This window comes from Enterococcus sp. H57 (genome assembly GCF_003112495.1).
Taxonomy (GTDB): domain Bacteria; phylum Bacillota; class Bacilli; order Lactobacillales; family Enterococcaceae; genus Enterococcus_B; species Enterococcus_B faecium.
This window is the reverse complement of sequence record NZ_BEHC01000044.1, coordinates 1-16,631: the sequence shown is the minus strand read 5'-3', so window position 1 is coordinate 16,631 and position 16,631 is coordinate 1. Positions and strand designations below refer to the sequence as shown.

At 38.7% G+C, this 16,631-nt stretch carries 14 protein-coding genes and 1 other RNA gene; 4 read left to right on the top strand and 11 right to left on the bottom strand.

Annotated elements, in window-relative coordinates:
• Positions 1 to 95 precede the first annotated feature (95 nt).
• Positions 96 to 527 (top strand): GNAT family N-acetyltransferase, encoded by a 432-nt coding sequence (locus DIZ30_RS09360; RefSeq protein WP_002295842.1) that lies wholly within the window; start codon positions 96 to 98, stop codon positions 525 to 527.
• Positions 528 to 571: 44 nt separating this feature from the next.
• Here the strand turns inward: DIZ30_RS09360 and DIZ30_RS09355 are convergent, their stop codons facing one another.
• On the bottom strand, positions 572 to 1,921 hold the full coding sequence (locus tag DIZ30_RS09355) for a DEAD/DEAH box helicase (RefSeq protein WP_002289190.1): 1,350 nt from the start codon (positions 1,919 to 1,921) through the stop codon (positions 572 to 574).
• Positions 1,922 to 1,990: 69 nt separating this feature from the next.
• Entirely contained in the window at positions 1,991 to 3,154 is a 1,164-nt protein-coding gene (locus DIZ30_RS09350) for a VanZ family protein (protein ID WP_002300710.1), read from the bottom strand.
• A gap of 128 nt (positions 3,155 to 3,282) precedes the next feature.
• On the opposite strand from DIZ30_RS09350, the gene DIZ30_RS09345 reads away from it, so the two are divergent.
• Positions 3,283 to 3,606: a hypothetical protein gene (locus tag DIZ30_RS09345; protein ID WP_002299700.1), complete on the top strand. Its 324-nt coding sequence runs from the start codon at positions 3,283 to 3,285 to the stop codon at positions 3,604 to 3,606.
• 181 nt (positions 3,607 to 3,787) lie between these two features.
• Here the strand turns inward: DIZ30_RS09345 and DIZ30_RS09340 are convergent, their stop codons facing one another.
• The 9 genes from DIZ30_RS09340 to DIZ30_RS09290 form a co-directional block, all read right to left on the bottom strand.
• The gene (locus tag DIZ30_RS09340) at positions 3,788 to 5,137 is read right to left on the bottom strand and encodes an APC family permease (protein WP_002300711.1); all 1,350 of its coding nucleotides are present in this window, start codon (positions 5,135 to 5,137) and stop codon (positions 3,788 to 3,790) included.
• A 68-nt stretch (positions 5,138 to 5,205) separates the two neighbouring features.
• Entirely contained in the window at positions 5,206 to 6,159 is a 954-nt protein-coding gene (locus tag DIZ30_RS09335; RefSeq protein ID WP_002299699.1) for an L-threonine 3-dehydrogenase, read from the bottom strand.
• 101 nt (positions 6,160 to 6,260) lie between these two features.
• Positions 6,261 to 7,451 (bottom strand): glycine C-acetyltransferase, encoded by a 1,191-nt coding sequence (locus DIZ30_RS09330; RefSeq protein ID WP_002299697.1) that lies wholly within the window; start codon positions 7,449 to 7,451, stop codon positions 6,261 to 6,263.
• Between the two features lie 644 nt (positions 7,452 to 8,095).
• A complete protein-coding gene (locus DIZ30_RS09315; RefSeq protein WP_002289185.1) occupies positions 8,096 to 8,779 on the bottom strand; it encodes an HD domain-containing protein in 684 nt (227 codons plus the stop codon).
• A gap of 80 nt (positions 8,780 to 8,859) precedes the next feature.
• Positions 8,860 to 10,356, bottom strand: coding sequence for a carboxypeptidase M32 (locus DIZ30_RS09310; protein WP_109023192.1), 1,497 nt, complete (start codon positions 10,354 to 10,356; stop codon positions 8,860 to 8,862).
• Between the two features lie 45 nt (positions 10,357 to 10,401).
• Positions 10,402 to 11,568: a class I SAM-dependent RNA methyltransferase gene (locus tag DIZ30_RS09305; RefSeq protein ID WP_002289183.1), complete on the bottom strand. Its 1,167-nt coding sequence runs from the start codon at positions 11,566 to 11,568 to the stop codon at positions 10,402 to 10,404.
• 208 nt (positions 11,569 to 11,776) lie between these two features.
• Positions 11,777 to 12,144: RNase P RNA component class B (gene rnpB / locus DIZ30_RS09300), an RNA gene on the bottom strand.
• Between the two features lie 21 nt (positions 12,145 to 12,165).
• Entirely contained in the window at positions 12,166 to 12,585 is a 420-nt protein-coding gene (gene gpsB / locus DIZ30_RS09295) for a cell division regulator GpsB (protein ID WP_002295835.1), read from the bottom strand.
• Positions 12,586 to 12,674: 89 nt separating this feature from the next.
• On the bottom strand, positions 12,675 to 13,214 hold the full coding sequence (locus DIZ30_RS09290; protein ID WP_002299695.1) for a DUF1273 domain-containing protein: 540 nt from the start codon (positions 13,212 to 13,214) through the stop codon (positions 12,675 to 12,677).
• Positions 13,215 to 13,277: 63 nt separating this feature from the next.
• On the opposite strand from DIZ30_RS09290, the gene recU reads away from it, so the two are divergent.
• Both recU and DIZ30_RS09280 read left to right on the top strand, forming a co-directional pair.
• Entirely contained in the window at positions 13,278 to 13,925 is a 648-nt protein-coding gene (gene recU / locus DIZ30_RS09285) for a Holliday junction resolvase RecU (protein ID WP_109023191.1), read from the top strand.
• Positions 13,915 to 16,296 (top strand): PBP1A family penicillin-binding protein, encoded by a 2,382-nt coding sequence (locus DIZ30_RS09280; protein WP_002289606.1) that lies wholly within the window; start codon positions 13,915 to 13,917, stop codon positions 16,294 to 16,296. Before recU ends, DIZ30_RS09280 begins: the two co-directional genes overlap by 11 nt.
• The last annotated feature ends 335 nt before the right edge of the window (positions 16,297 to 16,631 follow it).

Below are 16,631 nucleotides of genomic sequence, written 5' to 3'. Positions count from 1 at the left end.
ATTTTCATTTCCTTTTGGTCATACTCCACGATTTTTGGTACGATAAGAATAAAGGAATCAATACATCTCTGCTATTCATGACAAGGAGGAATATGATGAAAAAAATAGTTGGAGCGGATGAATGGATACGCGCAGCTAGCTGCTTTTTGAGATATCAAGTTTTTGTATTAGAACAAGGGATTCCTGCAGAACTAGAATTCGACGGAAAAGATATCCCGCAACAAACCTATTATCTATTTCTTGATCAAAAAAGACCAGTAGCTACTTTGCGTTATGAAAAGAAAACACCTACTTGCTTCAAGCCGGAACGATTTTGCGTAGCAAAAGAATACCGAGGAAAAGGGTTAGGCGGTCAGTTGCTTGAAGCTGCTGAAAAACGGGCGGTTTCAGAAGGTTGTCAGACTAGTTATGTAGTAGCTGAAATGACGGCTGTAGATTTTTATGAAAAACAAGGGTATCATACTTGCACAGAACCTTTTATTGAAGATGAAGTACTTTGTATCGGAATGGAAAAAAGTCTAGCTTAAAAACAAGAGATTGTGACACGCCTTTTGTCACAACCTCTTGTTTTTTATTTATGTGAATTTTTCTTATTTTTACGAGCAGTACGGCTTTGCTGTCTGCGTTCGATTTTGCGTTCTTTTTTATTTTTTTCTGCAATTGCCCAATCGATTTTTTTCTTATAACCAGGCTTGATCTTTTTCTTTTTCTTCTTCACAAGACCAATCAGCGTGGGATCTAATACATCTTTTGATTTTTCTCGTTTGGCACGTCTATTACGATCGTATGTTTTGACGATTTCCCCGTTTTTGATTTCTTTTGGTTCAAATGAGACGCCCAATTTTTCTATCGCATCAATGGCTTGCTCATCATTTGGCGAATATAACGTAATGGCCGTTCCTTTTAAGCCATTACGTCCAGTACGTCCGACACGATGGATAAAGAAGTCTAGATCTTCTGGAATTTCTGCATTGATAACATGAGAAACACCTTCGATATCGATCCCTCTAGCAGCTAAATCAGTCGCTACAACATATTGATACTCCAGATTCTGTACTTGTCGCATCACTCGTTTTCTCTCTCTTGGGGTGATGTCTCCATGAATCTTTGCTACTTTCAAGCCTTGGTTTTTCAAGTAATCGGCAATTTCATCCACATGCTGTTTTGTATTGGCAAATACGATTGCTAAATAAGGATGACCAATTGTCAGCAGTTGATAAATCATTTGATTCTCATCTTTACCTTTTGTTGAAATCAGCCAATTTTCAATGTCTTCAGAAATAACTGCTTTTGGTTTGATTTCTTCAATGATTGGATTTTCCATGTATTTTCGTAAGAATGGACGAAGTTTTTCTGGAATAGTGGCAGAAAAAACTAAAAACTGCAGCTTTTCTGGTAATCGACTTGCAATTTGGTCTACTTCATTTAAAAAACCCATATCCAATGTCATATCCGCTTCATCGACAACAAATGCAAATGCGGTGTGAATCTTCAGCGCTTGTTCATTCATCATGTCTAATATTCTACCAGGCGTGCCTACTACGACCTGTGGCTGTTGGTGATGCAGACGATTTAATTGACGCTGTTTGTCTGTACCGCCGACAAAATTCGAGACACGGATCTCCGGTGTAGAAAATTTAGCGATTTGTGTAGCTGCTTCATAGATCTGTGCAGCTAGTTCCCTACTTGGAGCTGTAATAACAACTTGTACTTCCTCTTTTTCTGCATTGATTTTTTCAAACAAAGGCAACAAAAACGTATGTGTTTTTCCTGTACCAGTTTGAGATTGCCCAATGATATTTTTTCCTTTTGCAATTAAAGGAATCAAACGTTCCTGGACCTCTGTGGGCTGTTTGAAGCCCTTTGCGGTTAACGCTTCATTGATAAACGGTTTGAAGCGGAATATATCAAAATTATTCATTCGTGCACCTCTTCTCTTTAAATTATCACGACTTTGGCATTATAACACAGACAAAGGGTTTTTGCTCAGCTAATTTCGAGAATCATCATCCTTTGTTTGGCCAATCGTGCTAACAGTATATGTGTGACTAGCTTTTTCATAAAACAGAATCCGTTTTTTTCTCAAAAATGATAGCAAGATATTTAAAATAAAAATACCTTGCAGTAACAAGACACCGAGAGAAATGAATACTGCACTCATCTGCAACACCGTATTCGTTGTCGAATTCATGATTTGCTGAAGCAACTGCCCCAACCAGCTTAAACCATAAAAAAGAAAGTACAGATACCCGTAGCGGATCATCAATGCTTTTAAAGAAATTCGTTCGCGGTCTTCTTCCACCAAACGGATACGCACAATTTTTTTGCCAAGTGTCCATCCATTGGTTATAAACGGTACAATCATAAAGTATACCCCTACTTCTAATAAAAGCCACCAGATATGAGAAGTAACTGTCCCTGAATCGAACGCAAGTTTAAAGAAAATCGCCGCTACCAAATTAATAAGAGATAAAAATGTCCAGTCGATCAAATAAGCGACCAAGCGTCGAGTCAATGAGACAGTCTTTCCTTTTTCATAAGAAAGTTCATCCATTCGTCTTCTTGTAGGAAGCATAAATGTAAATAACGGCGTAACGACAAAACCAATGATTCCACCCAATGTATTTGTCACTAAATCATTCACATCAAATAAGCGGTATGGTCTTGGGTAGATAAAATAAAGTCCACTTAGCTGCGTCAATTCAAAAAATAGAGAAAGGCAGAAACTAGCAATCATCGTTTTCATAAAAGAAAGCCGGAAATAATATCTTAAATAAATGCCAAATGGTATGAGTAATAAAACATTAAAAGCTGGTTCCAAAAATACACTCTGCTTCATTGCCGGCAGGTAGGTACTAGGTTCAGACAAGACCAATACCGTGTTGTCTCTGAAATGTTGCCATGAAGCAAATAAATGCAGCTCCATCTTTGGCCCAGTCATTTGGGCAACCGTCTCCTTTGCCGGAAGTGGTAAGATCACCAAAAAATACGCACACAATAAATAAAAAACGAAAGAATACAAAATAACTGCCCTTGTTACTAGAAATGTTCCATACTTTCGATATTCATAAATAAAAAAAACAGATGAGATCGCTAAGGCTAAAAATGGAAAAACAATCAGCGCAAAACGAATCGGTTCGATATAACTTGCCATATGACTCCTCCTTGATTCTTTGTATCTCTCTTATCTTAGCAGTCCTTTGCTGTTTCAAGCAAGTAACGAGGCTATTATTTCTCATTTCTTTCAAAGTAAAGTAAGATAAACACAAAGGGGGTGTCGAGATGCTAAATATGTACTTTGTTTTTGGCGTACCTATTTTTTTACTGTTCCTTTATGCTACGATCGCTTATGTAAGAAAAAGAACTACAATTCATTATTTAGGATTTATTCTCCTGATTATTTCGGGTTTCATGCTAGTCTTCAATCTTCAGACTTGGCAGCAAGCACTTCTTGAAATGGATAAAATGACTCCACAAGCTTTGTCTAAAGTGCTTGGCTACCCTGTCTATCTGATTTGGCTTCCCATTTTCATTTCTGGTTGCTTGGTTTTATTAAATATTTATCGCGGCGTACGCCGAATAGTTCAGTTACGCAAATCAAAGTAAAAGGCAGAAATCGGTTGAGCCCGATTTCTGTCTTTTACTTTGCTATTTCATTGTAGACAAAACGACATTTACGTGATCAAAATTAACGAGTACTTTTGACATTTCTTCCACGTACTCCTCATTTAAATAAAATATTTTGTTTGGCAGAGAGTGCAGTTCTAATAAAATTCGAATGTTTTAGCTATCTACGTTTTAAATAGAGATAAATCGGGATACCGGCAAGTGTCAATACTATCCCCATCGAAGCTAAAAAGGTCTGAGTGATAAGCGTGCTTGATACGATAAAAGTCCCTCCAATGATTGCTACTAGTGGAATAAACGGATACATTGGAACTTTGTATGGTCGAAACAAATCAGGTTCTTTTTTACGAAGAAGAATGACACCAACAAAGACCATCGTATAAAAAATCCAAATGACAAAGATCAGCATATCCGTTAGTGTATCAAAACCACCGATCATCATCATGCCAATAGCGATGACTAGCTCTAAGATACCTGCGGCTACAGGAACTTTAGTTTTATCATGAAGTTTAGCAAAGAGCTTGCTAAAAGGCAGGTTGTTTTCTTTTGCCATAACATAAGGGAGACGCATTCCAGTAAGGGTATAGCCATTGATGGTTCCATAAACAGAAATCAAGATACCAACTGTGACCAGTCTTCCACCGAAGCCGCCAAAAATCATTTTTGCAACGTCACTTGCCGCATTGCTGTTTCCTGCGACTCCGTCGATAGATGCGGTTCTTAAGAACACCGCATTTACTAATAAATAAACGATCATGATTCCGATGATTCCTAAAGAAATTGCTTTTGGCAAATCTTTCGCCGGCTTTTTCAATTCTCCCGAAATATTTCCTACGTGTATCCAACCGTCGTATGCGAACATCGTTGCTAGCAAGCCCGCTCCCAAGGCTGAGAAAAATGAAAGATTTTCTCCTGCTTGGATCGGAAACAGTTGGAAGTCTACTCCTTCTTGTCGGAACAAACCGAAAATGACGATCACAAACAAAGGGATAAGCTTGCAGACAAGCGTAATCGACTGAAAAGCCCCTCCAGCTTTAGAACCTAAAAAATTGATCAGCAGGATCGATACAGCAGCTGTAACAGCTACGGGAACAATCATTGACTGGGAAAGACCAAATAGATTGACGAACTGTGTACCGAAAATGATCGACAAGGCTGCTACATTTGCTGGAAAATAAATCACGACTTGCGCCCAGCCCAATAAAAAAGCTGCTGTATTTCCGTAAATCCGTTCGATATATTTAATCATCCCTCTTGTTTCTGGAATAGCAGCTGCCAGTTCAGCTCCTGTTAGTCCTGCACAGACAGAAATCATACCACCGAGAAACCAAGAAAACATATGCAAACTGGCGGATCCTGTAACTTCTGCTACGCTTGCGGCTTTAAAAAATACCCCTGCACCGATCACTGTGCCCATAACAGTCGATAAAGCAGTAAAAAATCCCATCGTACGTTTTAATTCATTTTCTATTTTTACTTCTTTTACTGGCGTGGCTTGATATTCTTCCATCCCTTGTCCCCTTTCATACCATAGCCAATCCCAAAAGTATAAAAAACTTTTTGGATGTGGTTCTTGTTTTATACCGTCTCTACCAATTTTTCTTTCAGTTTTTCCAACATATCCTTTGTCATCGCATCTAAGTCGTATTTCGGCGAAAAGCCCCATTCCTCTTGCGCACAAGAAACATCTAGTGAATTTGGCCAAGATTCTGCTATTGACTGACGTACAGGATCCACATCATAATCCATTTCAAAATCTGGTATGATTTTTTGAATAGATGCTTTGATCTCTTCCGGGTCAAAAGACATCGCCGATATATTGAAGGCATTTCGATGAACCAATCGATCAGGATCTGCATTCATGAGTTTTATAATGGCATCGATCGCATCTGGCATATACATCATATCCATTGATGTACCTTGATCAATGAAACTAGTGTACTTTCCTTCTTTGATTGCTGAATAATAAATATCGACTGCGTAGTCTGTCGTACCGCCTCCTGGCAAGGTTGCATAAGAAATCAATCCAGGGAAACGGACACCACGAGTATCTACGCCATATTTCACATAATAATAATCACATAGTAGTTCTCCAGCTACCTTCGTTACCCCATACATGGTTGTAGGACGCTGAAGAGTATCTTGTGGGGTATGATCTTTTGGAGTATTTGGACCAAACGCGCCGATTGAACTTGGCGTAAAAAATTTCAGCTGGAATTCTCTAGCGACTTCCAATGCATTGACCAGCCCAGTCACGTTCAAATCCCAGGCTAATTGTGGTTTTGCTTCTGCAACAGCTGACAAAAGAGCAGCCAAATGAATCAATGTGTCCACTTGATATTGTTCTGCTATGCTGCGCATTTTTTCGTAATCCATTACATCTAGGATCTCAAAGATATCGTTTTTCTCAATGACTTCAGGCATGCGTATATCTGTCGCAATGACATTTTCACTGCCTAGTTCTTGACGTAGTCGTGTGATCAACTCTGAACCAATTTGTCCTAAACATCCTGTCACCAATACTTTTTTCATGATGATCCTCCCTGATCTTTTTTACTACTATCTTCAGATGATTAACAATATATGCGTGAACATGTTCTCTAATTTTAAATAGACGAAAAAACTAAATTTAGTTAAATAATTTCCATTTCTTTTCCTATTTTTTGATAAACTGCTACTGCTTCATCAAGCATTTCCCTCGTATGTTCCGCAGTCGGCATATTTCTGATCCTGCCTGTCCCAAGAGGCACAGTTGGATAAACGATTGGTTTAGCATAAATCCCATGTTCGATCAGCTTCTTAGAGAAAGTCTGAGTCACTTTTTCGTCTCCCAAAATGACTGGAGTAATAGGTGTTTCAGACATACCGATGTTATAGCCTGCTTTTTTCAATTCTTCTTTAAAATAATTAGCATTTTCCCAAACTTTTTCGACAAGTTCCGGATGTTCTTGCATCAAAGTAATCGAAGCCAATGCAGCTGCAGCTGCACCTGGAGTTAGCGAAGTAGAAAATAGGAATGGCCGACTTCTAGCTTTCAACCAGTCGATTAGTGTTTTCGATCCAGCTACATAACCCCCAACAACACCTATAGCTTTCGATAACGTGCCCATTTGCATATCGATTTTGTCGCTTAATCCAAAATGCTTGACGGTTCCTGCACCTTTTCCAGTTACGCCTGAGCCGTGCGCATCATCAACGTAGGTGACCAGTCCATATTTTTCAACAATCGGAATAATTTCCGGCAATCGTGCAATGTCTCCATCCATGGAGAAAACACCATCTGTGATATACATGATTTTTTTATATTTCTTACTTTCTATCGCTTCCTTTGCTTTTTTCTCAAGGTCTTTCATATCTTGATGTTTAATTCGGATGATTTTTGCTCCGGATAAGCGGCAACCGTCAATAATAGATGCATGGTTTAATTCATCCGATAAGATAGCATCTTCTTTTGTCATTACTGCAGAGATAGCGCCCATATTGCAGTTGAATCCAGATTGAAAGGCGATTGCTGCTTCTGTCCCTTTGAATTCTGCGATTTTTTCTTCTAATTGCTGATGGATTTTCAGCGAACCATTGATCGTTCGGACTGCTCCTGCTCCTACACCATAAGTTTCGGTTGCTTCAATACATGCTTTTTTCAATTCTTCGCGATTGGCAAATCCAAGATAATTGTTGGATGCTAGATTGATCATCCTTTTTCCGTCTACGATGATACAAGCACCATTTTCACTTTCTAGTATGTCGATCGTATTGTATAACCCCTTTTCTTTCAGTTGATCCAATTCTTTCTCTAAATACATTGTTAGTTCTTTGGAAGACATTGTCTCCACCTCCATATTCATCTGTCTTGCAGAACATACCAAACATATATCGTGTCATTCATCTACAAAGCAAGTATGCCATATTTTTGATAACGCTTACACTGATTATGAGAATTATTTAACCACATTTTTTATTTACAGTATCTTTTTACTTTCAAATGACTTATATAGTATGAACAATTACCTTTTAGATAATGATCTATTTTACTCTACCTGGGCAGATAAATACAACACAACCATTGATAGAAGCCCTTTCGTTAAAATCAATTGTATTCTGAATATTTAATTTATTTATTGCATAGACCAATAAAAATACATAAAACTTCCATCTTTATTTATCAGCAATTTTTAATTTTACTCTCTGAATATTTCTTAAAAGTTTTACTTGTTGAATTCGAAAAAAGGACTGTGACAAAAGTCTTGTCACAGTCCTATTCTTCCGAATAAACGGTGTTCTCCTGCCAATTCCGAATCACAAGTTACAATATTCATCAAACATGAGAAGCTATTTTTTGAAATTGTTCCTTGTGACTCGGAGCTGAACGGCAGGCTCATGACCTCTTGGTAAACAGTGTTCCAGAAGTAAATTTTACGGAAAATGATCCGAAATATCTTGGAGCTGACCACTTCTGTCACAACCTCCATCATTTTTTGTTATTTTTGATCCAATTGTCTGGAGTAAAATTTTCATCGTCAATAGACCATTCCAGAAAAAATTCTTCTAAGAATTCACGCATGAAGGTTTCTCTTCGTTTGGCTTCTTCATATCCGTAATCAGTATTCATTTTATCAGACAGCAAGAACAGTTTTTCATAAAAATGATTGATCACTGTCGTGCCTTTTCGGTAATTTTCTTTGTCCTTGAATGTTTGCGGATACAGTTCAGGATCAAAAATCGGGTGCCCATGTCCACCGCCGAAATAAGCAGTACGCAAAATGCCGATTGCTCCTAATGCTTCGATACGATCAGCGTCTTGAACGATCTTACCTTCCAGAGATAGTTCGGCCGCTTCAGAGAGATTTTTAGAAAAGGACATATTTTCGATAATGGAAAAAATCATCGAGATCTGTTCCTCTACTATTGGCAAAGAGCGAAGGAATACACGAAGCTGTTGCTTTGCCTCGTTCTCATTTTTAACGACTTTATCATCAATCGTATCATGTAGGTAAGCTGCTGCAAGCGTCACAAAGCGGTCTGCCTGCGGTTCCGTCTCCAAAATTTTTTCAGCTAACTTGACAACTCTTTTGGTATGATCGCTCCCATGTCCTGTTTGATCATGCGCTAATTGGTCCATACTATAATCAGCGATCACTTGTAATTTATCCATTCGTTCCACTTCTTTCTTAAGTAAATAGCTGAAAACATCTATAGATTAGATGAATTTCAGCTATCTTTGTAAATTGTATTTTATTTTACCTGATATACATTAAAATACAGGTCTTTCATATAGTCGATCAGGTATTGCGGATTAAGCGGTTCATGTGTTGCATCCATGATTAATTGATTTGGTTTTCTAGATGCACCATATTGATGGATATGCTCTGACATCCAGTTTTTGATTGGAGAATAATCGTCTGACGCTAGAACATTTTCCACATCTATTTCTTGCTGCAAAGAATGAAGTAATTGTGCCGCATACATGTACCCTAATGCATAAGAGGGAAAATAACCAAAGCTTGCACCTGACCAATGAACGTCTTGTAGGATGCCTTCCACATCATTTGTTGGTCGTATTCCCAGGTACTCTTCATATTTTTGATTCCATATTTCAGGTAGTTCAGCAACATCTACCCCTTCATTGAAAATCATTTTTTCGATTTCATAACGAATGATGATATGGAGAGGGTAAGTCAAACTGTCTGCCTCGATACGAACCAAACTTGATTTTGTATGGTTCAATGAACGATAAAATTTGTCAAAAGGAATATCATCGAATGTTCCTTCTGCACATTCTTGAAAGAAAGGATATTGCTTTTTCCAGAAGCTGCGACTACTTCCAATAATGATCTCGTTAAACAACGATTGTGATTCATGGATACCCATTGATGTACCTTCATAAACCGGTGTATACGCATATTTATAATCGATGTCTTGTTCATACATACCATGACCAGCCTCGTGGATCACTCCAAAAACAGCCATTTTGAAATCTGTTTCGTTCCATCGTGTCGTGATTCGTGCATCATTCGGATTAATTCCAGTCATAAATGGGTGGACAGTGTCATCTAAACGACCACGACTAAAATCATAACCAAGTTGTTCGATTACTTTCACTACAAATCTCTTCTGTTGTTTTTTCGTCATTCTCCGATTTAAAAAGTCTGTTTCAGGTTCAGTCCCTTTTTCTTGGAGCGTACGGCGGATCGAAAGAATTCCTTCTTTAAGCTGATCAAATACCTTATCAAGGATTTCGACAGTCATCCCGGGTTCGTATTGATTCAGCAAAACATCATAATTCGTCTTTTCATCTTTTCTCCAGTAAGGTATCAACTGTTTTGTTAATTCAATATTTTGATTCAATGCGTGTTGAAAATCAGAAAATTGTTGTGTTTCTCTAGCTTTTTGCCATTGTCCGTGTGCTGAAGAAACGGCAGCTGTATATTTTCTCATAAGATCTTCCGGTACGCGATGTTCCAAATCATACTCTTCTTTTACTTTGGCAAAAACGGCAGTTCCAACTTCCGACAATTCTTCCGGATGTTCAGAAAAATAGCGAATGGCTTCTTTGATTTTTGGACCGATTTTTTTTGAAAAATAAATGCTGTAAAGATAGCTGTCTACTTCACTTCGGTATGCACTAGCTTTTTCAGGCATACCTGTTTGTGTATCCCAATCGAGGATTCCTAAAGCTTGTTGTAGAAGATTGATTTCTTTTACTTCTTGTAAAAACTCTTTTTCTTTCATTCCCTATTCCTCCAAACATCCAATTGAATGAATCAATTAGTAAGATTATTCGTCTTTCTCTTTTTTTCTAGGCGGACGAGTTCCCCAATACTGGAATAGATCCGTACGCAATGCACCATTGTACAATTTTCTTTTTTTGGTTGCTTTTTGTCCGTAAAATTCCTCAAACGCTAAGTCGCTAGTCAAGATATATTTACTCCATGTTTTTAATGGACGGAATACATCGCCCATTTCTTTATATAATTTCCGAACAGTTTCTTCTTCTCCTAGACGTTCTCCGTAAGGCGGATTAGCCACGATGACCCCGTATTCTTTATCCGTTTTGAAGTCTTTGACTGCTTGTTGCTTAAAGGTAATCGAAGAGCCTAATCCGATTTCTTCTGCATTGGCTTTGGCAATTTCAATCATCCGTCCATTGATATCTGAACCAGTAATATCTAATTCAATATCATAATCTGCTTTTTCTTCGGCTGCTGATCGAACATTTTCCATGATTTCTTGACTGAACCAATCCCAAGATTCGCAAGCAAACTCACGATTGAATCCTGGTGCGATATTATGGCCTATTAAGGCTGCTTCAATACAAAGCGTACCTGAACCACATACAGGATCATAAAATGGACGGTCTTTTCGCCAATTTGTCAACATAATAAGTGCTGCTGCCATGTTTTCTTTCAATGGTGCTCCACCTTTTTCTAAGCGATAACCACGTTTGAATAAACTTGGTCCTGTCGTATCCAGAGTTACCATCACATGGTCTTTCAGCAAAGCTACTTCCAACTGAAAATGTGCGCCAGTTTCCGTCAGTGGTACAGAAGCTGGACGGTGATAATAGGTACGGAGACGTTCAACGATTGCTTTTTTTGTGATCGCTTGGCAATCAGGTGTGCTATATAGTTTCGACTTGATCGATTTTCCAGCTACAGGAAAAGCTGCATCTAGTGGAAGAAAATCTTCCCAAGGCAATGCTTTTACGTTTTCAAACAATTCATCAAACGTATACGCATCGAATTCCCCAACCACGATTTTTACTCGATCTGCTGTACGTAACCATAAATTAGCTGTAGCGATCGTTTCCATTGTTCCTTCAAAACGTGCACGTCCGTTCTCAACTTGGCATTCGATTCCAAGATCTCTTAATTCTTTACCAACCAGTGCTTCTAGCCCGCTTGCCGCAGTTGCGACGAGGTTGAACTTCCTGTTTTTTTCCATACACAATCTCCTTATTTATAAAAAAAGGAGGTGGGACATCAGTCCTACCCCACACTTTTACTCAAATTCCGAATAACCGGTGATACAAAAGTTTGTTTTGTAATAAGAACGATTCATCTGAAGTATTGAAAAATAGCTTTCAAATGTTTTTCTTGTTTCTTATAACGCATTACTTTTGTCACGACCTAATTCCCTGATGTTTGCGGTTTTCTATAAGCCATGTTCTGTACTTTGCTTTTCCAGGGAGAAAAAACAAAGCGGTAACCATCTATCTGCAGTTATACTGCCTTTTTGTCCTGTTCTTCTTCCAGACAAAAAGCGCCCCTACCATTGTTTGGGTTGCTCGCTCGAGGGGTTTACCGCGTTCCACCGGATGGGTTTCCCCAGCCGCTTCGTCACTGTGGCACTTTCAAGGATACTTAAGCATAGCCGAAGCCTTAGCTTGTTTTCCTGCCGTTACTCCAAAGAGTACCTTAGCTTATGGTTTCGCTAAGCACGAACACTACAGGCATCACAGCCTGTGCGAGCATGGACTTTCCTCAGCCTGATCAAGTCAGACCGCGATTACCCGAAAACCGCAAATTCATTAATCAAAAATTAAAATTGACGTGTTTTTTCATTATCATCTAAGCTTGTGTCTGCATTTGTGTAGTTATTTGGATTAGGTTGTGCTGGTTTGACTGCACTTGCTTGTTGATCAAGCTTTTTACCAAATACTTCACGTTCAAGATTTGACAAGCGTTTTAAGATATCAAAATTGGTCACTGCTGCGCTCTTTGGTGCCTCTGTTTGTTGCACGCGTGTTTGAGCTGCTCCTTGAGTTTTAGATAATTGAGCTACTTTTGCACTCAATCGATCGTTTTCTTCTTGTAAAGCAAGGAGTTCTTTGCTGTAAGTTTCATAATCTTTGATGATATTGTCTAAGAATTCATCAACTTCAACGGGATCATAGCCGCGCATTTTTGTTTTGAATTCTTGTTGTAAAATGTCTTTAGGACTATAAACCAAATTCGCCATATTTACACCTCTAGTTTTCATTTACGTAATAACATTTCTACCTTTTTCATTGTATAGGAAAAAAGTTGATAAATCAAACACAATATCGATTATTCACTAAAATTTTGAAGATCGTCCATACTGATCAGCCGAATTTCGTAGGGATGATCTGCTTGGTAATTCTGTGCATCTTCAAAAAAATACTTCGTTTTTCCAGGGAATTCTTCATCATAGATCAGCAGACAGCCCACTGTATGCTCAAGTATAAAACGAGTGTGATTCTTTAGCTGACTAGGTGATTGGTAGGGTTGATGGCTAACAGCTTCGACATAATCTGCTAATTGTTCTGCTAATTGTTTTTTTTCTTGGTTCCCTTCATTCCAGTTATTACCAAAATCAGAAAAAGGATACAAAATACCAAGAGATAGTTCCGGATATTCTTCTTTCAATTCCGCTACTATTTGCACAGCCCATAGTTCGACGCCCAAATTCCCACTGACAAGTACCCATTCCAGCCCTTCTTCTGCTAACTGATGGAGTTCTTTTTTTAAAACATTTTTAACAACTTGGATTTTAGGATCATTTTCTTTAAAAACACCGAGTTCGAAACTTCGATACCCAGACACATAGATTACTTTTGACTTATCCATCTCAGATTCCTTTTCTTTCTATCCGCTTTTTTGCTATAATGTGGCCTAGGAGTGTGATTAAAGATGGTATTGCGCTATCCAAATGGCCAACCTTATTATAAGAATGCCTCTCCCGTCGAAAAAATTCAAGAAAAAAGAAATCAGATCACTGAATTCGGCAATCGGGGGATGCGCTTTGAAGAAGCAATCAATGAAAGTAATAAATATTATCTTTCCCGCGGGTTGGCGGTTATCCATAAAAAGCCTACCCCTATCCAAATCGTGAAAGTAGACTATCCTAAGAGAAGTGCTGCTGTGATCAAGGAAGCCTACTTTACCCAAGCCTCAACTACAGACTATAATGGCGTCTATCGAGGCTTTTACTTGGACTTTGAAGCAAAAGAAACCAAGAACAAAACATCTTTTCCCTTTAAAAACTTCCATGCCCATCAAATCGAACATATGAAAGCATGCCTCGAACAAAATGGGGTCTGCTTTGTCTTGTTATGGTTTTCGTCTTTGAAGCGCTGTTTTTATTTGAATAGTGTTCATTTGATTGCTTACTGGGACGCCCAAAAGGAAAAAGGACGCAAATCACTACCTTTATATTTGATCGAAGAACTAGGAATAGAGATCAAAACTGGTATTTCTCCGCGGATTCCTTATTTGGACGCGGTTGACTTCTATTTATCAACATTATCTATTGAAGGAGAAAGCAAGAATGGCAAATGAACAAACTAGAAGCTCTAGACGACAGAAACAGCCTACTCCTAAAAAGAGTGTGAAGAAGAATTCTGGCAAAGGTTCTGGAAAGTCCTCTGGAACACATAAAAAAGGATTATTTATCAAGATCCTTTTAGGAATACTCTCATTTTTCTGTATCCTCTTTTTAGCAGGTGTAGGACTTTTCTGGTATTACGCAAAAGATGCGCCCGAATTGACGGATAAAAAATTAGACGCTACCGTATCTTCCAAACTATATACACAAGATGGCGAACTATTCGAAGATTTAGGCGCAGAAAAGCGTGAAAAAATTTCTGCGAATGAATTACCGAAAACATTAGAAGATGCGATCGTGTCGGTAGAAGATCGCCGTTTTTATAAACACATCGGGGTTGACCCTATTCGGATCATCGGTTCTGCCCTCTCTAACTTTACCTCTGGCGGACTGCAAGGCGGAAGTACTTTGACACAGCAATTGATCAAACTTTCCTTCTTCTCCACCAGTGCCGAGGATCAGACCCTGAAACGCAAGGCCCAAGAAGCGTGGATGGCTGTAAGATTGGAACAAAAAAAATCGAAACAAGAGATCTTGACCTACTACGTAAATAAAGTGTATATGTCAAACGGCTTGTACGGGATGGAGACAGCTTCTGAGATGTACTTTGGTAAGAAATTATCAGAACTTTCTTTACCGCAAACAGCATTGCTTGCTGGGATGCCTCAAGCCCCTTCCGCCTATGATCCTTATGTTTATCCAGATCAGGCGAAGAAAAGACGAGATACTGTTTTGTATACGATGCTTCAAAACGAAAAAATCTCTCAAACAGAATATGATCAAGCTGTTAATGTACCGGTAACGGATGGTCTGCAAGAACTAACTCAATCCGATGACAATACTAAGATCGTCGATAATTATGTCAAAGAAGTCATCAATGAAGTACAAGAAAAAACAGATAAGAATGTCTACACAGACGGTTTAGAGATTTATACGAATTTGGATCTGGACGCCCAAAAGAAACTATATGATATCGTCAACACGGATCAGTATGTCTCTTACCCAGACGACGAGATGCAAGTTGCCTCCACCCTTATCGACACCAATACCGGGAAAGTAAAAGCCCAGATTGGCGGACGTCACATCGCAGAAGACGTAACTTTAGGCAACAACTTAGCAGTGAATACTTCCCGTGATTTTGGTTCTACGATGAAACCTGTCACAGATTACGGACCAGCTTTTGAATATTTGAAATATTCTACTGGAAAAACTATTACTGACGCACCGTATAACTATGAAGGGACTTCGACTCCTGTAGGAAACTGGGATAATCAATATATGGGCACCATTACTTTACGCCAAGCACTTTACTTATCCCGTAATGTTCCAGCAGTCAAATTATTCAATGAAGTCGGTTCAGATAAAGTGGCTTCTTTCTTAAAAAATCTTGGGATCGAATACAGTACGATCCATCAATCGAATGCGATCTCTAGTAATACGGAAGAACAAGATGGGACAAAATACGGAGCTTCTTCCTTAAAAATGGCAGCAGCCTATGCGGCTTTCGCCAATGGAGGGACTTATTACAAACCTCAATATGTTAATAAAATCGTCTTCCAAGACGGAACAGAAGAAACTTATGAGCCAGATGGAAAAACAGCCATGTCTCCAGAAACAGCTTATATGATCACAGACATTTTAAAAGATACGATCACTGAAGGAACTGGTACGAATGCGCAAATCGCTGGGTTATATCAAGCCGGTAAGACCGGAACATCCAATTACACAGATGACGAGTATGCAAAACTTGGTATTTCTTCTGGGGTGTATCCAGATATCCTATTTGCGGGCTATACGCCAAATTATTCGATTTCCGTGTGGACAGGTTACAATAAAAAAATGACACCTGTCACTTCAGAATCGTCACACGTAGCCTCTGATGTTTATCGCGAGCTTATGCAGTATGTTTCAGCTAACGTGACAAATACAGACTGGGAGATGCCAAGCGGATTAATTCGTGTGGGCGGTGAACTGTACTACAAAGATCAATATACAGCTAGATCGAATGCAATTACACCATCAACAACTATTCCATCTTCCAGCTATGTCCAGACTCCTGGAAGCTCAACAACAGAGACAACGACTCAAAGCTCTAGCTCTACTAGTCAAAGCGAATCAACTGCTGAGTCCTCAAAAGAAAGCACGACAGCAGAAACAAGCGAGCCAGCGTCTTCAACAACGGTTCCTTCTTCTTCATCCGAAGAAAGCTCGACACCGTCTTCATCTGCTCCTCCTGCTTCTTCCAGTGAGCCAGCAACTAGCGGAGCGGATGCTGCAAATGACCATACACCATCCAGCAGCACCTCAGCTTCTGGAAACAGATAGTAAAAAAGAAACCACGTCTACAAGCGTGGTTTCTTTTTTGTGTCTATGTAAAAAACAGCTACAAATAAAAATCATGTACCAAGCTGTATTACATGATTTTTTATAAGACTATCCAGCATATACATGTGTGATCTAACATTTAGCTTAAAAATTAGAAAATCCATTTTTCTTTTATCATTACATATACTTTATCCATTTACTTGTTTATAATTAAATCGGCTAAATACACACTAGTCTTTTATTTGAGAGTATAAAATATTTTGTGTAAATGAAAAAATCCATACAAAAAAGGAAGTCCCTTCTGTAGAATAAAGTTAACGACAACCAATTCACAG

Bases quoted from the DNA above. Each gene is read 5' to 3' on its own strand.
- DIZ30_RS09360 (WP_002295842.1), top strand. From the start codon at position 96: ATGAAAAAAATAGTTGGAGCGGATGAATGGATACGCGCAGCTAGCTGC.
- DIZ30_RS09355 (WP_002289190.1), bottom strand. From the start codon at position 1,921: ATGAATAATTTTGATATATTCCGCTTCAAACCGTTTATCAATGAAGCG.
- DIZ30_RS09350 (WP_002300710.1), bottom strand. From the start codon at position 3,154: ATGGCAAGTTATATCGAACCGATTCGTTTTGCGCTGATTGTTTTTCCA.
- DIZ30_RS09345 (WP_002299700.1), top strand. From the start codon at position 3,283: ATGCTAAATATGTACTTTGTTTTTGGCGTACCTATTTTTTTACTGTTC.
- DIZ30_RS09340 (WP_002300711.1), bottom strand. From the start codon at position 5,137: ATGGAAGAATATCAAGCCACGCCAGTAAAAGAAGTAAAAATAGAAAAT.
- DIZ30_RS09335 (WP_002299699.1), bottom strand. From the start codon at position 6,159: ATGAAAAAAGTATTGGTGACAGGATGTTTAGGACAAATTGGTTCAGAG.
- DIZ30_RS09330 (WP_002299697.1), bottom strand. From the start codon at position 7,451: ATGTCTTCCAAAGAACTAACAATGTATTTAGAGAAAGAATTGGATCAA.
- DIZ30_RS09315 (WP_002289185.1), bottom strand. From the start codon at position 8,779: ATGGATAAATTACAAGTGATCGCTGATTATAGTATGGACCAATTAGCG.
- DIZ30_RS09310 (WP_109023192.1), bottom strand. From the start codon at position 10,356: ATGAAAGAAAAAGAGTTTTTACAAGAAGTAAAAGAAATCAATCTTCTA.
- DIZ30_RS09305 (WP_002289183.1), bottom strand. From the start codon at position 11,568: ATGGAAAAAAACAGGAAGTTCAACCTCGTCGCAACTGCGGCAAGCGGG.
- gpsB (WP_002295835.1), bottom strand. From the start codon at position 12,585: ATGGCGAATTTGGTTTATAGTCCTAAAGACATTTTACAACAAGAATTC.
- DIZ30_RS09290 (WP_002299695.1), bottom strand. From the start codon at position 13,214: ATGGATAAGTCAAAAGTAATCTATGTGTCTGGGTATCGAAGTTTCGAA.
- recU (WP_109023191.1), top strand. From the start codon at position 13,278: ATGGTATTGCGCTATCCAAATGGCCAACCTTATTATAAGAATGCCTCT.
- DIZ30_RS09280 (WP_002289606.1), top strand. From the start codon at position 13,915: ATGGCAAATGAACAAACTAGAAGCTCTAGACGACAGAAACAGCCTACT.